At 71.7% G+C, this 18,479-nt stretch carries 16 protein-coding genes; 5 read left to right on the top strand and 11 right to left on the bottom strand.

Annotated elements, in window-relative coordinates:
* Positions 1–247: 247 nt before the first annotated feature.
* Complete coding sequence (locus V6V47_RS13560) at positions 248–880, bottom strand: TetR/AcrR family transcriptional regulator (RefSeq protein WP_334628534.1); 633 nt, start codon at positions 878–880, stop codon at positions 248–250.
* Between the two features lie 127 nt (positions 881–1,007).
* On the opposite strand from V6V47_RS13560, the gene V6V47_RS13555 reads away from it, so the two are divergent.
* Positions 1,008–2,042 (top strand): aldo/keto reductase, encoded by a 1,035-nt coding sequence (locus V6V47_RS13555; RefSeq protein WP_334628533.1) that lies wholly within the window; start codon positions 1,008–1,010, stop codon positions 2,040–2,042.
* A gap of 55 nt (positions 2,043–2,097) precedes the next feature.
* On the opposite strand, the gene V6V47_RS13550 is transcribed toward V6V47_RS13555, so the two are convergent.
* Positions 2,098–2,589, bottom strand: a complete 492-nt coding sequence (locus V6V47_RS13550) for an NUDIX domain-containing protein (protein ID WP_334628532.1) — start codon at positions 2,587–2,589, stop codon at positions 2,098–2,100.
* Between the two features lie 56 nt (positions 2,590–2,645).
* Here V6V47_RS13550 and V6V47_RS13545 point away from each other — a divergent pair, with 56 nt between their 5' ends.
* Complete coding sequence (locus V6V47_RS13545; RefSeq protein WP_334628531.1) at positions 2,646–4,295, top strand: fatty acid--CoA ligase; 1,650 nt, start codon at positions 2,646–2,648, stop codon at positions 4,293–4,295.
* 178 nt (positions 4,296–4,473) lie between these two features.
* Here the strand turns inward: V6V47_RS13545 and V6V47_RS13540 are convergent, their stop codons facing one another.
* From V6V47_RS13540 to ku, 6 genes are all read right to left on the bottom strand, one after another.
* On the bottom strand, positions 4,474–5,484 hold the full coding sequence (locus V6V47_RS13540; protein ID WP_334628530.1) for an NADPH:quinone reductase: 1,011 nt from the start codon (positions 5,482–5,484) through the stop codon (positions 4,474–4,476).
* 125 nt (positions 5,485–5,609) lie between these two features.
* Positions 5,610–6,254 (bottom strand): HAD family hydrolase, encoded by a 645-nt coding sequence (locus tag V6V47_RS13535; RefSeq protein WP_334628529.1) that lies wholly within the window; start codon positions 6,252–6,254, stop codon positions 5,610–5,612.
* Positions 6,255–6,286: 32 nt separating this feature from the next.
* Entirely contained in the window at positions 6,287–7,111 is an 825-nt protein-coding gene (locus V6V47_RS13530) for an SCO6745 family protein (protein WP_334628540.1), read from the bottom strand.
* Between the two features lie 191 nt (positions 7,112–7,302).
* Entirely contained in the window at positions 7,303–8,016 is a 714-nt protein-coding gene (locus V6V47_RS13525; RefSeq protein WP_334628528.1) for an FKBP-type peptidyl-prolyl cis-trans isomerase, read from the bottom strand.
* Positions 8,017–8,116: 100 nt separating this feature from the next.
* A complete protein-coding gene (locus V6V47_RS13520) occupies positions 8,117–8,752 on the bottom strand; it encodes a DUF4241 domain-containing protein (RefSeq protein ID WP_334628527.1) in 636 nt (211 codons plus the stop codon).
* Positions 8,753–8,826: 74 nt separating this feature from the next.
* Positions 8,827–9,858: a non-homologous end joining protein Ku gene (gene ku, locus V6V47_RS13515; protein WP_334628526.1), complete on the bottom strand. Its 1,032-nt coding sequence runs from the start codon at positions 9,856–9,858 to the stop codon at positions 8,827–8,829.
* An 85-nt stretch (positions 9,859–9,943) separates the two neighbouring features.
* Between ku and ligD (V6V47_RS13510) the strand changes: the two genes are divergently transcribed.
* Entirely contained in the window at positions 9,944–10,885 is a 942-nt protein-coding gene (gene ligD, locus V6V47_RS13510; protein ID WP_334628525.1) for a non-homologous end-joining DNA ligase, read from the top strand.
* Positions 10,875–11,792: a non-homologous end-joining DNA ligase gene (ligD, locus tag V6V47_RS13505; protein WP_334628524.1), complete on the top strand. Its 918-nt coding sequence runs from the start codon at positions 10,875–10,877 to the stop codon at positions 11,790–11,792. The genes ligD (V6V47_RS13510) and ligD (V6V47_RS13505) overlap by 11 nt, the downstream gene beginning before the upstream one ends.
* A 259-nt stretch (positions 11,793–12,051) precedes the next feature.
* On the opposite strand, the gene V6V47_RS13500 is transcribed toward ligD (V6V47_RS13505), so the two are convergent.
* A complete protein-coding gene (locus V6V47_RS13500) occupies positions 12,052–14,355 on the bottom strand; it encodes an esterase-like activity of phytase family protein (RefSeq protein ID WP_334628523.1) in 2,304 nt (767 codons plus the stop codon).
* A 93-nt stretch (positions 14,356–14,448) separates the two neighbouring features.
* Positions 14,449–15,507 (bottom strand): hypothetical protein, encoded by a 1,059-nt coding sequence (locus V6V47_RS13495; protein WP_334628522.1) that lies wholly within the window; start codon positions 15,505–15,507, stop codon positions 14,449–14,451.
* 128 nt (positions 15,508–15,635) lie between these two features.
* Between V6V47_RS13495 and V6V47_RS13490 the strand changes: the two genes are divergently transcribed.
* Positions 15,636–16,388: a TIGR03089 family protein gene (locus V6V47_RS13490; RefSeq protein WP_334628521.1), complete on the top strand. Its 753-nt coding sequence runs from the start codon at positions 15,636–15,638 to the stop codon at positions 16,386–16,388.
* Positions 16,389–16,709: 321 nt separating this feature from the next.
* On the opposite strand, the gene V6V47_RS13485 is transcribed toward V6V47_RS13490, so the two are convergent.
* A complete protein-coding gene (locus V6V47_RS13485) occupies positions 16,710–18,389 on the bottom strand; it encodes a DNA repair helicase XPB (protein ID WP_334628520.1) in 1,680 nt (559 codons plus the stop codon).
* Positions 18,390–18,479 lie beyond the last annotated feature (90 nt).

Raw genomic sequence — 18,479 nt, 5'->3', positions numbered from 1 at the left:
CAGTTCGGCCCCACGGCCGCGGCCCCGGGCGCCTAACCTAGCCGGGCCGGCCGGGCGGGCCGGCCGGCCGGGCGGGCCGGCCGGCCCGCCGCGCAGGCTTGATCGACTCGAGATCGGCGAAGTCGGGGTGTCCGAGCGCCGGGGATACCCCGACTTCCGCGATCCGGAGTCGATCAAGCGCTCTCGCGGCTCGTCGGGCGCTCTCGCGGCTCGGCGGGCGCTTGGCGGGTCGGCGGGGCGAGCGGACTCAGGCGGGGCGGCGGTAGGCGCCGTACCACCAGGTCCTGGCCAGCTCCCGGGCCGCCGTCGCGTCGGCGTCGGGGTCGGCCGGGGTCGTGCTGGCGTGGTGGGCGAGGAACCGGTCGCCGCCGTACACGATCAGCCGGGACGCGGTCTCCGCGTCGAGGGTCGCCGGTGTACGCCCGGCCTCCTGCTCGGCGCGGATCGCTTCCACGGTGCGCGCCACAAACTGCTCCAGCCCTGCCGCCCAGTACTCCCGTACCACCTCGTCGTACGCCGCGACCTCGGTGATCGCCGTGAGCACCGGGGCGTACGTCCGGTAGATCCGGATCACGTCGGTGAAGACCTGGGTGAGCATTTCGAGCTGGTCGCCGGGGCCGCCCGGTTCCCATTCGCGGATCCGGTCGAAGGAGGTCTCCTGCATGGTGCCGGCGAGACGCATGAGCAGCTCGGTCTTGTCCCGAAAGTGGGTGTAGAAGGTCGATCGCGCCACTCCGGCCTCGGCGGCGATCCGCTGCACACCGAGGTCGGTGAAGCGGGCGCCCTCCTGGAGCAGCCGCTCGGTGGCGGCCAGCACTCGCGCCTCGACAGCTGCCCGCTCATCGGGGTTGCGAGGGCGGCGGCGGGTGATCGAGGGCATAGCCGGAATCCTAGGTGGCCGGGGGTCGGGCCGGCGACGTACGCTCGTTGCCGGACACAGTGTCCGACATAGTGACCAGGGAGCGTCCGACCTCGGCCTCCGACCCCCGCACCACGAGGAGCAACACGTGAAGTACCGACTGCTGGGCAACACCGGGGTGTACGTCTCGGAGATCTCGCTCGGCGCGATGACCTTCGGTGGCAGCGGGCACCCGCTCTGGGGCACCCTCGGTGGGCTGGCGCTGCCCGAGGTGCAGCGGATGGTGGACACGGCGCTGGACGCGGGGGTCAACTTCGTCGACACCGCCGACGGCTACAGCGACGGCGAGAGCGAGGAACTGCTCGGCCAGGCGCTCGGCAAGCGGCGTCGCGACGTCGTGCTGGCGACGAAGGTGCACTCCCGGACCGGCCCCGGCCCGAACGACGTCGGCACCTCCCGGCTGCACATCATGCAGAACCTGGAGGACAGCCTGCGCCGGCTGGGCACCGATCACATCGACCTGTACCAGATCCACAACTTCGACCAGATCACTCCGATGGAGGAGATGCTGCGGGCGCTCGACGACGCGGTCCGGCAGGGCAAGGTCCGCTACATCGGCGCCGCCAACTTCGCGGCCTGGCAGATCTCCAAGGCGCTGGGCATCTCCGCCCGGGAGAAGCTGGCCGGCTTCGTATCGGTGCAGGAGTACTACTCGCTGCTGGGCCGGGACGTGGAGCGCGACGTGGTGCCGATGGCGCTCAACGAGGGTGTCGGGCTGACCGTGTGGAGCCCGCTCGCCGGTGGTTTCCTCTCCGGCAAGGTCAGCCGGGACGGTGCCGTCGCCGACAGCGGCGCGCGTAGCGCCCAGCCCGGTTACGCCAGCTTCACCCCGTTTGACCCGGAGCACGCCTTCGGGGTGGTCGACGTTCTCAAGGGCGTCGCCGAGCGGCATGGGGTCAGCCCGGCCCGGGCGGCGGTCGCCTGGCTGCTCTCCCGGCCCGCCGTGACGAGCGTGATCGTCGGTGCCCGCAAGCACGAGCAGCTGGTGGACAACATCGCCGCCTCGGACCTCACGCTGACTGAGCAGGACCTCACCGAGCTGGACGAGGCCACCAAGCTCCCCGTCGCGTACCCGAACTGGATCCAGGAAGGGTTCTTCGCTGGGCTCCGCCTGCCGCAGTGAGCCTGCCGCAGTGAGTCGTCAGCCCGGTCCGGCGTTCGCGCCGGACCGGGCTGACCTACTTGAGGATCAGCCGGTTGGTCTGCTCGAAGACGTCCAGGTCGGCCAGGGTCTCGGTGACCGAGGTGGAGAGCGGCGCGGGGAACCGATCCCGGGGGAAGAAGCCAGCATCGGTGGTCTCGTCGGTGACCCGGAGCAGCTGGCCGTCCCACTCCTCCACCCGGAACGCCGTGGTGAAGACCTGGTACGTGTGGCCGTACATGTTGGTGCTGGTGCGGTCCGGGCCCGTGTAGAGGGCGAACGCGCAGACGCGGAGCGCCCGCAGCCCGGTCTCCTCGCGGACCTCCCGCACCGCGCAGTCCGCGATCGACTCACCCAGCTCCATCGCGCCGGCCGGCATGGCCCACTGGCCGTTGTCCGAGCGTTGGATCAGCAGGAAGCGCCCGGCGTTGTCGCGGACCACGGCGCGAGCGCCGACGAACATCAGCGTTCGGTCCCCGGCGAGCGCGCGCAGTTGCCCTACGTATGAGTCGGCCCAGGAGATGCTCACCTGCGCCAATTTACGGGGGTTCCCAACGTGTGACCGGCGACACTAACTTGTTACCCATGCGTAGCACGATGATGGACGCCCCTCTGCAGGTCTCCCGGATCCTCGACCACGGCGCCACCGTGCACGGCACGGCTGAGGTGGTCACCTGGACCGGCGCCGAACCACGCCGGATGACGTACGCGGAGGTGGGCCGGGCCGCCGCGCGGCTGGCCCACGCCCTGCGGGACGAGTGCGGGGTGACCGGCGACGAGCGGGTCGCCACCTTCATGTGGAACAACAACGAGCACCTGATCGCCTACTTCGCGGTGCCGAGCATGGGCGCGGTGCTGCACACCCTCAACATCCGGCTCTTTCCCGACCAGGTCACCTACATCGCCAACCACGCCGAGGACCGGGTGGTGCTGGTCGACACCACGCTCATCCCGCTGCTGGCCAAGGTGATCGGTGACCTGGCCACGGTGCGACACGTGGTGGTGGTCGGTGGCGGCGATCCGGCGCCGCTGGTGGCGGCGGCCGGCGACCGGATCACCGTGCACCACTGGGACGCGCTGCTCGCCGACCGGCCCGAGGTCTTCGACTGGCCCGAGGTGGACGAGCACGACGCCGCGGCGCTCTGCTACACCTCCGGCACGACCGGCAACCCGAAGGGCGTGGCCTACTCGCACCGGTCGATCTACCTGCACTCGTTGCAGGTCTGCATGCCGGAGGGCTTCGGCCTCGCGCCGACCGACCGGGAGTTGGCCATCGTGCCGATGTTCCACGCCATGTCGTGGGGGCTGCCGTACGCGGCGTTCCTCTCCGGCGCGTCGCTGATCATGCCGGACCGGTTCCTCCAGGCCGCGCCGATCGCCGAGATGATCGCCGCCGAGCGGCCCACCCTGGCCGGCGCGGTGCCGACCATCTGGACCGACCTCCTGGCCTACCTGGACAGCCACGAGGTGGACACCTCGTCGCTCAAGGAGGTGATCGTCGGCGGGTCGGCCTGCCCGCCGGCGCTGATGCACGCGTTCGACGAGCGGCACGGGATCGACGTCATCCACGCCTGGGGGATGACCGAGATGTCCCCGCTGGGTTCGGTTTCCCGGCCGCCGGCGGGTGCGACCGGCGAGGAGGCGTGGCGCTACCGCTACACGCAGGGCCGGGTGCCGGCGGGGGTGCGGGCGCGGATCGTCGGCGCCGAGGGCGACCAGCTGCCCGCCGACGGCAAGGCCGTCGGCGAGCTGGAGGTCCGTGGGCCGTGGGTGACCGCACGGTACGTCGGGGAGGACGTCCCGGACGCGGAGAAGTTCCGCGACGGTTGGCTGCGTACGGGTGACGTGGGCACCCTGTCCGCGGACGGCTACCTGACGCTGACGGACCGCGCCAAGGACGTGATCAAGTCCGGCGGTGAGTGGATCTCCTCGGTGGAGCTGGAGAACGCGCTGATGGCGCACCCGGCGGTGCTGGAGGCGTGCGTGGTGGGCGTGCCGGACGAGCGGTGGGACGAGCGCCCGTTGGCGACCGTGGTGGTCCGGGAGGGCGTCTCGGTGACCGCCGAGGAGCTGCGCGACTTCCTGGCCGGCTCGGTGGCCCGCTGGCAGTTGCCCGAGCGGTGGGCGTTCATCGACACGGTGCCGAAGACCAGCGTCGGAAAGTTCGACAAGAAGGTCGTCCGTTCGCGGTACGCCGACGGTGAGCTCACCGTACGGGAGCTGGCAGCGCCGTAACGTTTTCCTGAGCCCCGTCGCCTTCTGGGCGGGTGAGCCTTCATCCCCAGGGGCGGCCCCGGCGTTCGCACCGCGCCGGGGCCGCCCGCTCTATCGCGGGGCGACCCGCACCGTCATTGTTGCGAAAATTGTTCGCCTCTGTCCTGATGACGGGGAAATCAGGTGGTCAACGTCCCAATCAGGTGTCGCTCGTGGTGATCAACATCTTGCCCACCATCGAGTTCTCCACCGCCTGGTGCGCCGCAGCCGTCTCGGCCAGCGGATGGTGGTGCAGCGGCAGACCCGCCGCCGCGCCAACCCGGAGCACACCCTGGGCGGCCGCCGCGGCCACGTCCTTCACCGCCAGCGCCTTGGCCGCGTTCGGCACCGAGTAGACCTCCACGAACTGCAACCGGGCGTTCAACACGAAGAGCGGCCAGAGCGGGACGGTCAGGTCGGGGCCGCCCTCGTCGGCGTACAGGCAGACCGCGCCGCCGTGGCGGAGCATCCGTACGTCCTTCTCGGCGTTGCGGGCCGGAGCGACCTCGACGATCGTGTGCACCCCGTCGGGGACGATCTTGCCGACCTCCTCGACCACGTCCTGTTCCCGATAGTTGATCACGTAGGAGGCGCCGGCCGCCGCCGCGAGCTGTGCCTTCTCCGCGCTACTCACCGTGGCGATCACCGTGGCATCGGCCCACCGAGCGAGCTGGATCGCGGCGTTGCCGACCTCCCCCGCACCGCCCTGCACCAGCACGGTGTGGTCGGCCAGCGCGCCGGCTCGCAGAGTGGCCGGCATGAACTCGCCGGCGGTCAGGCAGCGGTGCGCGGTCAGGAACGGCACGCCCAGACTGGCCCCCAGGTCGAACGGGGCGTCACCGAGGCGGACCGCCTGTCGGACCGGCACCAGCGTGTACTCCGCCGCGGTGCCCCACGGCCGCTGGTGGGCTGTCTCCCAGAGCCAGACCCGCTCGCCGATCAGATCCGGGTCCACCCCCTCGCCGACCGACTCCACCACCCCCGCGCCGTCCTGCCCGGGGATCTGCCACCCCGATGGCGACGTGGACCTCCGGGACTTCCAGTCCGTCGGGTTCACCCCGGAAACCGCCATCCGGACGAGGACCTCGCCCGCTCCCGGCTCCGGCACCGGCCGGTCGACCAACTCCAGCACCGAAGGGTCGCCGTTGCGCTCGTACACGATGGCTTTCATCCGCCGTCTCCCCACCCGTCCGGCGCGCGGTACCCGGGTCGAGCACCCTCGGTGCGGTACCCGGCTCAGCCCGCGTCATGCCGGCCCCACCAGCCATGGAAAGCGGAGAAACGGGGGCGGCGCGGTCAGGCGACCGTCTCCAGGGTCAGCTCGCCGATCGCTCCCAGCGTCACCACGGCCAGCCGGGCGGCGTCCGGATCCAGCGGGTACGAGCCGTGCGGCACCGCCACCACCCGCATCCCCGCAGCGGCGGCCGACCGCACCCCGTTCGACGAATCCTCCACCGCCACGCAGTGGGCCGGGTCGACGCCGAGACTCCGCGCCACGCTCAGGTACACGTCCGGGGCCGGCTTGCCCCGCTCGGTCTCCTCGGTGGACAGGGTCGCGGCGAACGCGTCGGTCAGGCCCGTGGCGGCCAGCGCGGCCGCGATCAGCCGGGTCGGCGACGAGCTGGCCAACCCCAGCGGCCACCGCGCGGCCATCCGGCGCACCACCAGGTCGGCGCCGGCGATCAGCGGAACGTGCGCCCGGTAGCGCCGGGTCATCTCCTCGACCACCTCGTCGGCGACCTGCTCGGGCGTGCGCGCCACGCCCAGCTCGCCGCTGAGGTAGTGGGCCCACTCGCCGGTGCTCATGCCCATGAGGCGGCGCTGGGTGTCCGGTTGCCACGTCCCGCCGTGCGTCGCCACGTACGCCCGCCGGACCTCCTCCCAGACCGGCTCGGAATCCACGATCACGCCGTCCAGGTCGAAGACCACCGCATCAGTCACGGGCCCATCCTGCCCGACCGGTGGGTGCCCGGTCAGGCAGGCAGCGCGGGCAGCCCGATCGGGCTGCCGGCCGGGATCAGCGTGTGGCAGGCGCGGGCCATCGGCTCCAGCAACTCCCGCAGCCGGTCGGTGCGGTCCGGGCCGAGCGCCCGCCAGGGGTGCTCGGCGGCCAGGTCGGTGGCATCCTCGATCGCCTGGAACCCAGCCTGGCCGTGTCCGGTGGCCGCCCCATCCGGGGTCAGCCAGCCGCGCCGCGCCAGCCGCTCCCGGGCGGCCAGCCACTGCTCCTCGGACCAGCCCCGGCCGAACAGGTTCTGCGGCGGCATGTCCACCGCGACCCGCCAGGCCAGCGTCTCCACCGGGTCCAGGCCGGCGGCCACCAGCGCCGCCACGTGCCCGTCACCCCGGTGCTCACGCAGCGTCGTGGCGGCCTGCCAGAGCCGGGCCAGCGGGTACTCCCCGACGGGCAGCGCCGCGTTCACCGCGCCGAGCACCCGGCCGGCGGTCTGCGCCGCCGCGGCGGCCTGCTCGAGCAGATCGGCGGCCTCGGAGAGATGCGTCTCGGGCAGCTCGTAGGTCAGCTCCGCGAGAGCCTGCACGGCGCCGGTCAGCCGGGCGCGCAACGCCTCCTGCGGGGTGGCCAATTGCCAGATCCCCGGCAGCGCCCGGCTCACCATCGGCGGCGCGAACGTGAAGAAGGCGGAGATCACCGGGGCTGCACCGGTGGCGCCCAGCGGAGCGGCCCGGCCGGCGAAGTAGCCCCGCCAGTAGCCGCGCAGCCCAACGGCCTCGTACGCGGCCCGGGCCCGCGGGTGGAAGTAGGTGACCGCGTGGACCGGCTCGAAGTGCTTCCACATCAAGCGGGCCGTCCGGCCGGGCTCGTCCAGCGTCGTCACGTGCACCTCCGCGTCCCGTCCCGGATGGTCATCACCCCGGACGGCGGGCCGCCCGGGGTGACGCCGAACCTACTGCCGGTGGGTGACGGGCCGGAAGCCCCATGTGAACAAGTCCATCGCGCCCGGTAGACAACCGGGACGATCCGGACGGCTTACTGGGCGGCGAGCACGTCCACGACGAAGCGCAGCGGGCCGGCCGGCCGACCGCCGGAGGCGTCGTTGCCGTACGCCAGCTCGCCCGGGATGTCCAACTGCACGCGGCTGCCCACGGTCACCCCGACCAGGCCCTGGTCCCAGCCCGGAATGACCTGGCCGACACCGATCGGGAAGGTGGCCGGCTGGCCGGCGTTCCAGGACGAGTCGAACTCCTTGCCGTCCTTGTAGAAGACACCCACGTAGTTGGTGGTGATCGTCTGGCCCTTGGCGACCGCCGCGCCCTTGCCCTTGATCAGCGGGGTCACGGTGAGCTTCTTCAGCTCGCCCTTGCCCGCCGTCACCGCCGGCTTGCTGCCCAGCGCCGGGTCGGAGCCCTCCGGCAGCTGCGGAGCGGGGGGCGCGCCAGTGGGATTCGACGCCACGTCGGAGGCGGAGGGAGTGGCACCGGCCTGGGTCGCGGGCTTGTCGTCGTCGCCCCGGTTGACCACCACGACAACGGTGATCAGCAGCGCCAGCACGACGACACCGACGAGGGCGCCGGCCGCCGACTGGACCTTCCGCCTCCGGTCGGCCGCCTGCTTCGCCGCCAACTGGGCGGCCAGTCGCCGCCCCGACTTGGTCGCCGGGCTCTGGTCCTGGCCCGCCGACCGGTTCTGCTGCGTGCGCTCGCTCACGTCGTCGACTCCCTGCTGCAAAGGTGTGGCCGGCACGCGGTGCCGGGGGGAAAGCCGACGCACACGGTACCCGCCCGGCCGCCGACCGTGCCTACCACGGACCGGTCAAACCGCACTGTGGCGTCATCCAGGGCGGCTAATCCGGGACCACCATGAAGTCGGTCACGAACGACGTCACCTGCCCGTCGGCGGTACGCCCGATCCAGGTGCCGTAGCAGCCGTCGCCCCAGCCCGTGCTGACGGTGACCACGTTGGCCCCGGTGGCCTCGTCCAACACTGCGGTGATCAGCCCCGGCACCGGCGTCGAGGGCATCTCGCCGATGAAGACCTGCTCCACCTGCTCGTAGTCCCAGCTCTCGAGGATGGTGAGCGCCGTCGGATCGGCGAGGGTGCCGGCACCGGCGTCCACCCCGTACCCGAAGTAGTCGTCCTCGCCGAGGGTGGCGGCGTCCTGGTCGCCGGCGACGGCCAGCTCCCAGCGCACGGTTGGCGCGTCCAGGACCACCATTTCCAGCGCGGCCACCCGACGGTCCACCTCGGCGTCCTCCCGGAGCACCACCGCCACCCAGGCCCGGGCGGGATACCGACCGGACGGCACGGTGACCGTGAACGGCTCGGCCTCGGGGGTGACCAGCGGGTCACATCCGACCACCCGGCCCGTCGGCAGCACGACGTCGCCCACCGGGTGAGTCTCGATCACATACGAGCCGTGCTCGTCCGCGAAGCGAGCGCCGGGCGTCAACAACCGGTCCAGATCAGGGGTGTACGGCATGACGGGCTCCTCCGAAGGCGAACGGCCGGCGGAGCGTATCGGGTCCGGCTGACACCGCCGGCGCTGCCGTACGGTCAGGCGCTCTTGCGGGGTGCGGTCTTCCGGGCGGCCTGCTTCTTCGCCGGCTCGGCCTTCTTGGCGGGGGTCTTCTTGGCGGCGGTCTTCTTCGCCGGCTCCGCCGTCTTCTTCTCGGTCGTCTTCTTCGCCGTGGTCTTCTTCGCGGGCGCCTTGGCCGTCTTCTTCTCGGCCGCCTTCTGCGCCGAGCGGGCGGACGAGATGGGTGTCGGCTCGCCACCACCACCACCACCACCGCGCGCGGGCTGCTCGCCACGGGCGGCCTTGGCCCGCTCCACCGACGCCTTCAGCGCGGCCATCAGGTCGACCGCCGCAGCCGGCGCCTCCTCGACCTCCTCCGGCTGGACGACCTCCCGACCCTCCACCTTCGCGTCGATGACCTCCTGCAACGCGGCCCGGTAGTCGTCGGTGAACACGTCCGGCTCGAACTCGCCGGTCATCGAGTCGATCAACGAGCTGGCCATCGCCAGCTCCGGGGGTCGGACCTTCAGGTCCTCGTCGAGGAAGCCGAAATCGGGGGTACGGATCTCGTCCGGCCAGAGCATGGTGTTGAGCAGCAGCACGCCCTCGCGGACCCGCAGCGTGGCGAGCTGCTCCCGCTGGCGCAGCGCCACCTTGACGATGGCCACCCGCTCCGAGTCGATCAGCGCGTCGCGCAGCAGCACGTACGGCTTGGTCGCCGCGCCCTCCGGCTCGAGGAAGTACGCCTTGTTGTAGAGGATCGGGTCGACCTGCTCGGCCGGCACGAACTCCAGCACGTCGATCGCCCGCGAACTGGTCAGCGGCAGGTCGGCGAAGTCCTCATCGGTGAGGATCACCATCTCACCGCCGCCGATGTCGTACCCCTTGGCGATGTCGTCGTAGGTGACCTCCTCGCCGCAGACCGAGCAGGTGCGCTTGTAGCGGATCCGGCCACCGTCCTCGCGGTGCACCTGATGGAACCGGATGTCCTTCTCCTCGGTCGCCGAGTAGAGCTTCACCCCGATCGAGACGAGCCCGAACGACACGGCTCCCTTCCAGATGGCCCGCATCCTGCGCTCCCTTCCCCGGTATCGACCATGCTCGCATCCGAAAGAACCTGACGCGAGGTGTTCGGCCTGCTACTACAGTCGGGTCGTGCCTGGCGCGCCGCTCAAGCCGATGCTCGCGATGACCGGGCCGCTCCCGGCGGGTGCCGGCTGGGCGTACGAGTTCAAATGGGACGGCGTACGCGCCCTGGCCGACATCACCACCGGTGGACAGCACCTCTATGCGCGCTCCGGCGTGGAGATCACCGCCGCGTACCCCGAGCTGGCCACGCTCTCTGAGCAGGTCGACGACGCGCTGCTCGACGGCGAGGTGGTGCTGCTCGGTGAGGGTGGGCAGCCCTCGTTCACCGCCCTGGCCGAACGGATGCACGTCCGGGACCGGAACAAGGCGGCCCGGTTGGCGGCGGTCATGCCGGTGACGTACATGATCTTCGACCTGCTCCGGCTGAACGGCGACGACCTGACCGGCTGGCCGTACGAGCGGCGCCGTGAGGCTCTGGACCGGCTGGCTCTCGGGGGTGCCCGCTGGGCGGTGCCGCCGGTGTTCGCGGACGGCCCGGCCACCTACGAGGCGGCCGGCGAGCACGGCCTCGAAGGGGTGATGGCCAAGCGGGTGGGTGCCGTCTACCGCCCGGGGGTGCGTTCGCCGGACTGGGTCAAGGTCAAGCTGGAGGTGACCGGCGACTTCGTCATCGGGGGCTGGCGGCCGGGCGCGCGGCGGATCGGCGGGCTGCTGATCGGGGTGCCCGGCCCGGACGGTCGACTGATCTACCGGGGTCGGGTCGGCGGCGGAATCGGCGCGGCCATCGAACGGCAGCTCCTCGCCGAGCTGGAACCGCTGCGCTCCGGCGTGTCCCCGTTCGCGCCGGGCGTGCCGCGCGAGGATGCCCGGAGTGCCATCTGGGTAACGCCTGAGGTGGTGGTGGAGGTGAAGTACGGCCAACGCACCCCCGACGGGCGGCTGCGGTTCCCCCGGGTGCTGCGGTTACGCCCGGACAAGCCGCCGGAGGAGGTCGACGATGCCAACTGACCGGTTGCGGGTGGACGTCGAGGGTCGCCCGCTGGACCTGTCCAACCTCGACAAGGTGCTCTATCCCGGGGTCGGCTTCACCAAGGGCGAGGTGATCGACTACTACACGCGGGTCTCACCGGTGCTGCTGCCGCACCTGCGGGACCGGCCGGTGACCCGGATCCGGTTCCCCAACGGGGTGGACGACAAGTCGTTCTACGAGAAGAACAAACCGGCCGCCACCCCGGACTGGGTACGAGTGGAGACGCTGCCCGCACCCGGATCGACCAAGGGTCGCGAAACCCTCGACTACGTGGTCGCCGACGACCTGCCCACCCTGGTCTGGTTGGCCAACCTGGCCGCACTGGAGCTGCACACGCCGCAGTGGAGAGTCGGCGCGCACCCGGACATGATGGTGGTGGACCTGGACCCTGGCCCGCCGGCCGGTCTCGCCGAGTGTTGCCCGGTAGCGGTGCTGATGCGCGACCGGCTCGCCCTGGACGGCATCGATTCGTACCCGAAGACCTCCGGCAAGAAGGGCATGCAGCTCTGCTGCCCGATCGCCGGCAACCAGTCCGCCGACGACGTCTCCGGCTACGCCCGGCGGATCGCCCAGGAGTTGGAGCAGGCGCACCCGAAGCTGGTGTTGTCGAAGATGGCCAAGAATCTGCGGCCCGGCAAGGTCTTCATCGACTGGAGTCAGAACAACGCGGCGAAGACCACGGTGGCGCCGTACTCGCTGCGGGCCGAGCGCGTGCCCTCGGTGTCCACGCCGCTGACCTGGGCCGAGGTCGAGGCCGGCGCCCGCGGCCGGCGGCCGGTCGTCCGCCCGTTCACCGCCGCCGAGGTGCTGGAGAGGGTCGAGGAGTACGGGGACCTGCTCGCCCCGCTGCTCGACGGCGGCCCGGAGCTGCCGGCCAAGAACTAGGCCGTCCGGCAGGCAGGGCAGGCCCGGCGGGCCCTGGTGGGACACACGTGCCCGCGGTCGGTTGTCACGGTCGCGTCCTTTGCTCTGCTTCAACGGACGCAACACGGGACGCTCGTTTCTGTTGCGCCGGTGTAAGCAGAGCAAAGGACGCGAGTCCGAGGTGGAGGTGGAGCCCCGAGCACGCCACGAACGTCCTGCGAACGACGATCGGCCCGGCACCCGTCGATCGCGGGTACCGGGCCGATCCGGGCCGGATCGATCAGTTGCGGCCGAAGACCTTCCGGCTGGAGCCGAGGCGCAGGAAGACCGTCTCACCGGTGGCGTCCTGAACGGCGTCGTTGTCGGTGACCGCGTAGACCTCGCCGTTGCCGGCCACGGTCAGACCCTCCAGCTTCTCCTGCGTCCACCCGTTGGTGGCGCGCAGCGCCGGCAGCACGTCGACGGCGAGCGTCTTCGGCAGCACGGTCAGCGGGCCGGTCGCCGCCGCACCGGGCAGCGGCACCGTGTAGATCCGCTTGACCGTGGCGGCCGGGCCGTTCAGCTTGTCCCGCTCGATGACCGCGAGCCGGTCACCGACCACGGTGATCTCGGAGAGGCCCATCCAGTCGCCGGACACGGTGGTGGCCCCCAACTGGTAGCCGTACCAGCTCCAGGTGCCTGCCGCGACGTCGTACCGGCCCAGCCGGACCACGCCGGCCGGGTCGGTGCTCAGCTCCCGCTGCACCGCCACCCAGACGATCTCCCGGCCCTGCCGGTCGGTGGTCGCGGTGACCCCCTCCAGGCCCTGCTTGCCCAGGCCGGCGGCGACCTCCGCGGGCAGCGCGACGGTCTGCCGGGTCACCCCGGCCGCGTCCAGACGGACCAGCTTGTTCTCGGCGCCCTTGGCGCCCTCGACGGCCAGCCAGTAGCCGCCCTGCGGACGGGCGAAGATGCCCTCCGCGTCGTACCCGACGGGGGCTCCGGCCGCGTCCTTGACCGTGAGCGCGCCGGTGATCATGGCCGGCGTCCGCCCGGCATCCACGGACAGGATCCGGGTCGGGGTGTACGCCGCGTCGGTGACGCTGTAGAGCTGGTCCCGCTTGCCGGGCGCCGCGGTCAGTGCGCCCAGGGCACCCCAGCCGATCGGCGTACCGGCCCGGTCGCTGGCGGAGACGATGCTCGGGAACGCCGGGGAGCCCTTGCCGAGCTGATAGAGCGACACCGAGGCGCGGACGTTCACCGAGGCGTCGTCCTCCTCACTGGAGACGGCGAGCAGCCCGCGCGACGGGATGGGCAGCAGCCCCTCCGGCCCGTTGGTGGTCGGCAGAACCTGCCGGAACACCGGCCGGGTGGGGTCGCCCAGGTCGTACACGGCCACGAAGTTGCTGCGCTCCGAGCCGACGAACGCGTACCGCACGCCGTTGTACTCGGCGACCGCGACACCCTCCGGCTCGGTGCCCTTCTTGCCGGCCCGGTCATCGTTGTGCAGCCCGTAGGTGACGGCGAGCCGCTCGAAAGTGTTGCCAGCGTCCCAGGCGACCCGCCCGTTGCGGCTGTCGAAGACCGACCAGCCGCGGGTGCCCCCGTGCCAGTCGCCCTCGTTGGCCGTGGCGAGGTACCGGTCGTCGATCCAGGCCAGGGCGTCCGGCTCGCGCGGCACGTCCGTGATGCTGCCGGTCAGGTCGATCGTGCCGTCCTTGACGGTGTCGATCCCGCTGACGGTCGCCGTGCCGGCGCTGAACACCCGGGTGACCTTGCCGGTGGGCAGGTCGACCAGGACGACGCCGTTGTTCTCCTGGAGGGTCACCGCCAACTGGTTCCGGCTGTTGATCGAGACGTACTCCGGCTCCGGGTCGGTGGGCGCGGCCAGGCCGGCGTCGACCAGCGCGGGTAGTGCCTGCCCGTTGGCGGTGGTCAGCGGCACCGAGCGCAGCCGCCAGTCGGCCGGCGTACGCCCGACCAGGTCGACGAGCTGCACGAAGCCGGCGGGCGCCTGCGGCAGGTCGCCCTCCTCACCGCCGGGCGGCGTGGCCTCCTCGTCGCGCTCGTTCTCGATGGCGATCGCGGCGTACCGCTGGTCCTTGCTGATCGCGATCGAGTCGGGCTGGCCGCCGAGGTCGAAGCTGGCCACGCGCTCGCGGCTGGCCAGCTCGATCACGTCCAGTCGGCCGGACGGCTCGGTGAAGCTGCTGCTGGTGTTGACGACCACCAGCACGTACCTGCCGACCACCGCGACCGAGGTCGGCTCGTCCTCGGCGTTGCCGAGCTGGGCCAGGGAGAGCGTGCCGAGGCCGCGCGGCCGGTCGGCCCGGGAGATGTCGAGGAAGCCGATCCGCTTGGCCAGCGCGTCGGTGTGGATCAGGGTGCGACCGTCCGAGCTGACCGCGGAGATCTCCGCGACCGTCGGGGTCGTCGGGTCCTCGCCGGCCGGACGGTTCTGAAAGACCGGGTACGTGGCGACCCGGTCGAAGGCGAGCGCCCGGTCGGGGTGGTGCCCGTTGGCGGAGGCCGTGCCGGCGGCGGCCAGGGTGGCGACCGTTACGCCGGTCGCGGCTACCGCGGTGAGTGCTCTTCGCAAGGTCAAGGGGTTCCTCCGTCTGCATGCTCAGGCTCGGTCGGAGGCTGACAGCTACGGGCGAGGAGCAGTTTGCGGAGACATGAACAGTCGGGGTGGCCCTCAGCTGTTCGCCGCGGTGTCGACTCGTCCGCGTAGCCGCCAGGCGGCCACGCTGACCAGGGCCATCGTGACAAGGCTGACCGCGAGGTCACCGACCAGCGCCTCAGTGGGGGACGCCGCGGCGTAGGGCGGCACGAGGTACGCGAACGCGGCGACGGTGACCAGGCTCGCAGAGCCGGCGGCGAGCACGTGCCGCTGCCCCCAGCCGGCGCGGGCGGACCACAGGGCGATCAGGCCCCCGACGATGGCGGTGAGCGCCAGCGCGATGCCCACTCCCAGCCAGCCGGGTGCCAGGTCGGTGCCGAAGTGGACGGCGACGACCACCAGGCTCACCCAGATCGCGTGCGGTGCCCGGGCGGGACGTCGCCGACGGACGCGGCGCCAGCGGGGCAGCAGAGCCACCGCGACGAGAGCGAGAACCACCGCGACGGCGAAGGCCAACTGGATCGGGCTGGCCAGGAAGCCCTTCCGGCCACTGTCGCTGAAGATCAGCAGACTGCCGAGCAGGTAGATCACGCCGACCACGACGAGACCGGGTCGGCCAAGCCACGGCCGGAGCCGTCTGCCCGGCCCGAGGATCGACTCGACGAGCACGATCGGGGCGCAGATCGTCAACGTGATGTGGTTGCCCACGTAGTCGAACGCCTGCCGGAGGCTGAATCCGAGCCCCGGCACCAACGTCGCCTCGGCGGCGGCCCGGGTGTCGGCGTACTCGGTGTCGTCGAGGTAGTCCGGGTTGAACAGCGACTGGTCGACCAGGCCGGCCTGGAGGACGCCGAACGCGGCGGCGAGCAGCACGATCGTCGGCCAACCTTCACCGAGGTGCCGGGCGGTCTCCCGGATGAGGATCGCCGCGCCGCCGTACATCGGGCCCAGGAAGATCACTACCGGAAGGAAGTCGTCGAGGGTGAAGCCGCCCCAGGAGCACTCGGCGGCCCAGGGCGCGAGCACGAAAAGCGCCAGCACCGGCACGAGCCGCCGCCAGCGCGACGGCGCCGAGTCGGTGTCGACGGGCGGAGCCGGGTCGGCGGTGGCGGGCGGGTCGGGGTTGGCTGGCATGGGCGCTCCTCAGGGTTCTCCGTACCGTGCGCTGGCCACCCGGACGGCCGATACGGCCATCGGCCGACAGCGGGCTCGACCAAAGTCGTTGAGTAGGGTGGCGTCGACGTCGTTCCCGGGAGCGTGAGATGCAGCCAACCGTCACGGCCGACCTGTCGGCCCGGCCCGCTGATGCCGAGCGGCCGATGCTCAGCTACCGCGACGAGGCGACCGGCGAACGGGTCGACCTGACCGCGCAGCAGGTCGGCACCTGGTCGGCGCGGAGCGCCAGCCTGCTGCGGGACGGCTGCGGGCTGGGCCCCGGCAGCCGGGTCGCGGTGCTGCTGCCGCCGCACTGGCGTACCGCTGCGGTGTTGTTGGGTGCGTGGGCCTCCGGGCTGGCGGTGTCGTTCCGGCCCCGGGCCACCGCGGGCCTGGCGGTCCTCGAGGCGGGCGGCGACCGGCCGTTCGACGCGGTCCTGGTAACGCCCGAGCGGCAGGACGACTGGCTGGAGGACGTGCCAGAGGCCACGCACCGCTACCTCGTCGGCACCGGGCCGGGCAAGCTGGCCGACGTGCCGTTGGGCTGGCTGGACTGGTCCGCCGAGGTGCTTCGCTATTCGGACGTCACGCCTGCGCACACCGCCATCCACCCGTCGGACCCGGCCACCGCGGACGGCTCCACCTACGGTCAGTGGGGCGCGCTTGCGAAGGAGTTCGCGGCAATGCTGGACCTGCGCGCTGGCGACCGCCTGCTGGTCGACGCCGCCGAGACGGAGCAGCCGCTGAAGTGGCTGCTCGCGCCGCTCTCTGCTGGCGCGTCCGTGGTGATCAGCGCCAACCTCGACCCGGCGCAGCGCGACGCGGTCGTCGCCGCCGAGCAGGTCACCCGGGTCCTCTAGACATCGCGGCCTTGGGCCTGGTCAGACGCTCGGCCGTGCCCGGCCCGAGCAGGGCGACAGGTGATCGGTGGGCAGCGCACACCGCGCGCCGCCGGGCAGCGGCCGGTCACAGAAGACCCAATGGCGTACGCCCTGCTGGTCCTCGGCCGAGACGGTCAGCCCGCCCGGCTCTACCTGTGCGCTGACCGGGAAGCCCTCTGATCCACTCCGGTTCGCTGATCTGGGGGTGTCCGAGCGACCGGGACACCCCGACATCGGTGATCTGGAGTGGATCAACGGCGGGCGCCGGCGCCGCTGGGGCAGCGTCGGCGCCGGGGCGGGTCAGTCGAACGACGGCAGGGACGGGCCCAGGACGTCGTCGGCGTCGATGATCGTGTACGCGTAGCCCTGCTCGGCCAGGAAGCGCTGCCGGTGGGCGGCGTACTCCGTGTCGATCGTGTCTCGGCTGACCACCGTGTAGAAGTGCGCCTGTCGGCCGTCGGCCTTGGGTCGCAGCACCCGGCCGAGGCGCTGCGCCTCTTCCTGGCGGGAGCCGAAGGTGCCGGAGACCTGGATCGCCACCGCCGCCTCGGGCAGGTCGATCGAGAAGTTGCCGACCTTGGAGATGACCAACGTGCGGATCTCGCCGGTGCGGAACGCGTCGAAGAGCCGTTCCCGCTCCTTGTTGGTGGTCGAGCCCTGGATGATCGGCGCGTCGAGGTAGTCGCCGAGTTGGTGTAGCTGGTCGATGTAGGCACCGATCACCAGCACCTGGTCGTCCGGGTGCCGGTCGACGAGGGCCTTGACCACCGGCAGCTTGGTGCGCGCGGTGGCCGCCATCCGGTAGCGCTCCTCGGCCTCCGCCGTCGCGTACGACATCCGTTCCGCGTCGGTCAGGGTCACCCGGACCTCGGTGCACTGGGCCGGGGCGATCCAGCCCTGCGACTCGATGTCCTTCCACGGCGCGTCGTACCGCTTGGGGCCGATCAGGCTGAACACGTCGCCCTCGCGGCCGTCCTCGCGGACCAGGGTGGCGGTGAGGCCGAGCCGGCGGCGGGCCTGGAGGTCGGCGGTGAACCGGAAGATCGGCGCGGGCAGGAGGTGCACCTCGTCGTAGACGACCAGGCCCCAGTCGCGCGCCCCGAACAGGTCGAGGTGGGTGAAGGCGCCGCCGCGTCGCGCGGTGAGCACCTGGTACGTGGCGATGGTGACCGGGCGGATCTCCTTGCGCTCGCCGGAGTACTCCCCGATCTCCTCCTCGGTCAGCGAGGTGCGCGCGATCAGCTCCCGCTTCCACTGCCGGCCGGCGACTGTGTTGGTGACCAGGATCAGCGTGGTCGCCTTCGCCTCGGCCATCGCCGCCGCGCCGACCAGGGTCTTGCCGGCACCGCAGGGCAGCACCACGACGCCGGACCCGCCGGCCCAGAACGCCTCCACCGCTTCCCGCTGGTACGACCGCAGCGTCCACGGCTTGCGGCCGTCCTTGCCGGCCTCGGCCAGCTCGATCGGGTGCGCCTCGCCGTCGACGTAGCCGGCCAGATCCTCCGCCGGCCAGCCCAGCTTGAGCAGCGCCTGCTTGAGTCGGCCGCGCTCGGACGGGTGCACCTGGATGGTGTCATCGTCGATCTTGTTGCCGAGCATGCCGGCGAGCTTCTTGCTCTTGGCCACCTCGATCAGCACCAGCCGGTCGAGAGCGCGCAGCACCAGGCCGTACGCCGGGTCGTTGGCGAGTTGCAGTCGGCCGTAGCGGTCCATCGTCTCGGCCACGTCCACCAGCAGCGCGTGCGGCACCGGGTAGCGGGAGTACTTGATCAGTGCGTCCACGACGGCCTCGGCGTCGTGCCCCGCGGCGCGGGCGTTCCACAGGCCGAGCGGAGTCAGCCGGTAGGTGTGCACGTGCTCGGGAGAGCGCTCCAGCTCGGCGAAGGGTGCAATCGCCATGCGGCAGGCCTGCGCGTCGGGGTGGTCGATCTCCAGCAGCAGGGTCTTGTCCGACTGAACGATCAGTGGTCCACCACTCACGCCAGCGTCCTCTCCTCCGGTTGGCCGTCCGGCCGACGCGGTTGCTTACCCACCGCCGGCCGACCATCCAGTGTTGCACGGCCCGAAGTG

Source organism: Micromonospora sp. CPCC 205539 (assembly GCF_036906815.1).
GTDB lineage: Bacteria > Actinomycetota > Actinomycetes > Mycobacteriales > Micromonosporaceae > Micromonospora.
The sequence above is the reverse complement of the archived record's forward strand: the minus strand, read 5'-3'. Positions and strand labels throughout refer to the sequence as shown.

Coding starts and splice junctions, on each gene's coding strand:
- V6V47_RS13560 (WP_334628534.1), bottom strand. CDS start 880: ATGCCCTCGATCACCCGCCGCCGCCCTCGCAACCCCGATGAGCGGGCA.
- V6V47_RS13545 (WP_334628531.1), top strand. CDS start 2,646: ATGCGTAGCACGATGATGGACGCCCCTCTGCAGGTCTCCCGGATCCTC.
- V6V47_RS13540 (WP_334628530.1), bottom strand. CDS start 5,484: ATGAAAGCCATCGTGTACGAGCGCAACGGCGACCCTTCGGTGCTGGAG.
- V6V47_RS13530 (WP_334628540.1), bottom strand. CDS start 7,111: ATGTGGAAGCACTTCGAGCCGGTCCACGCGGTCACCTACTTCCACCCG.
- V6V47_RS13520 (WP_334628527.1), bottom strand. CDS start 8,752: ATGCCGTACACCCCTGATCTGGACCGGTTGTTGACGCCCGGCGCTCGC.
- ku (WP_334628526.1), bottom strand. CDS start 9,858: ATGCGGGCCATCTGGAAGGGAGCCGTGTCGTTCGGGCTCGTCTCGATC.
- ligD (WP_334628524.1), top strand. CDS start 10,875: ATGCCAACTGACCGGTTGCGGGTGGACGTCGAGGGTCGCCCGCTGGAC.
- V6V47_RS13495 (WP_334628522.1), bottom strand. CDS start 15,507: ATGCCAGCCAACCCCGACCCGCCCGCCACCGCCGACCCGGCTCCGCCC.
- V6V47_RS13490 (WP_334628521.1), top strand. CDS start 15,636: ATGCAGCCAACCGTCACGGCCGACCTGTCGGCCCGGCCCGCTGATGCC.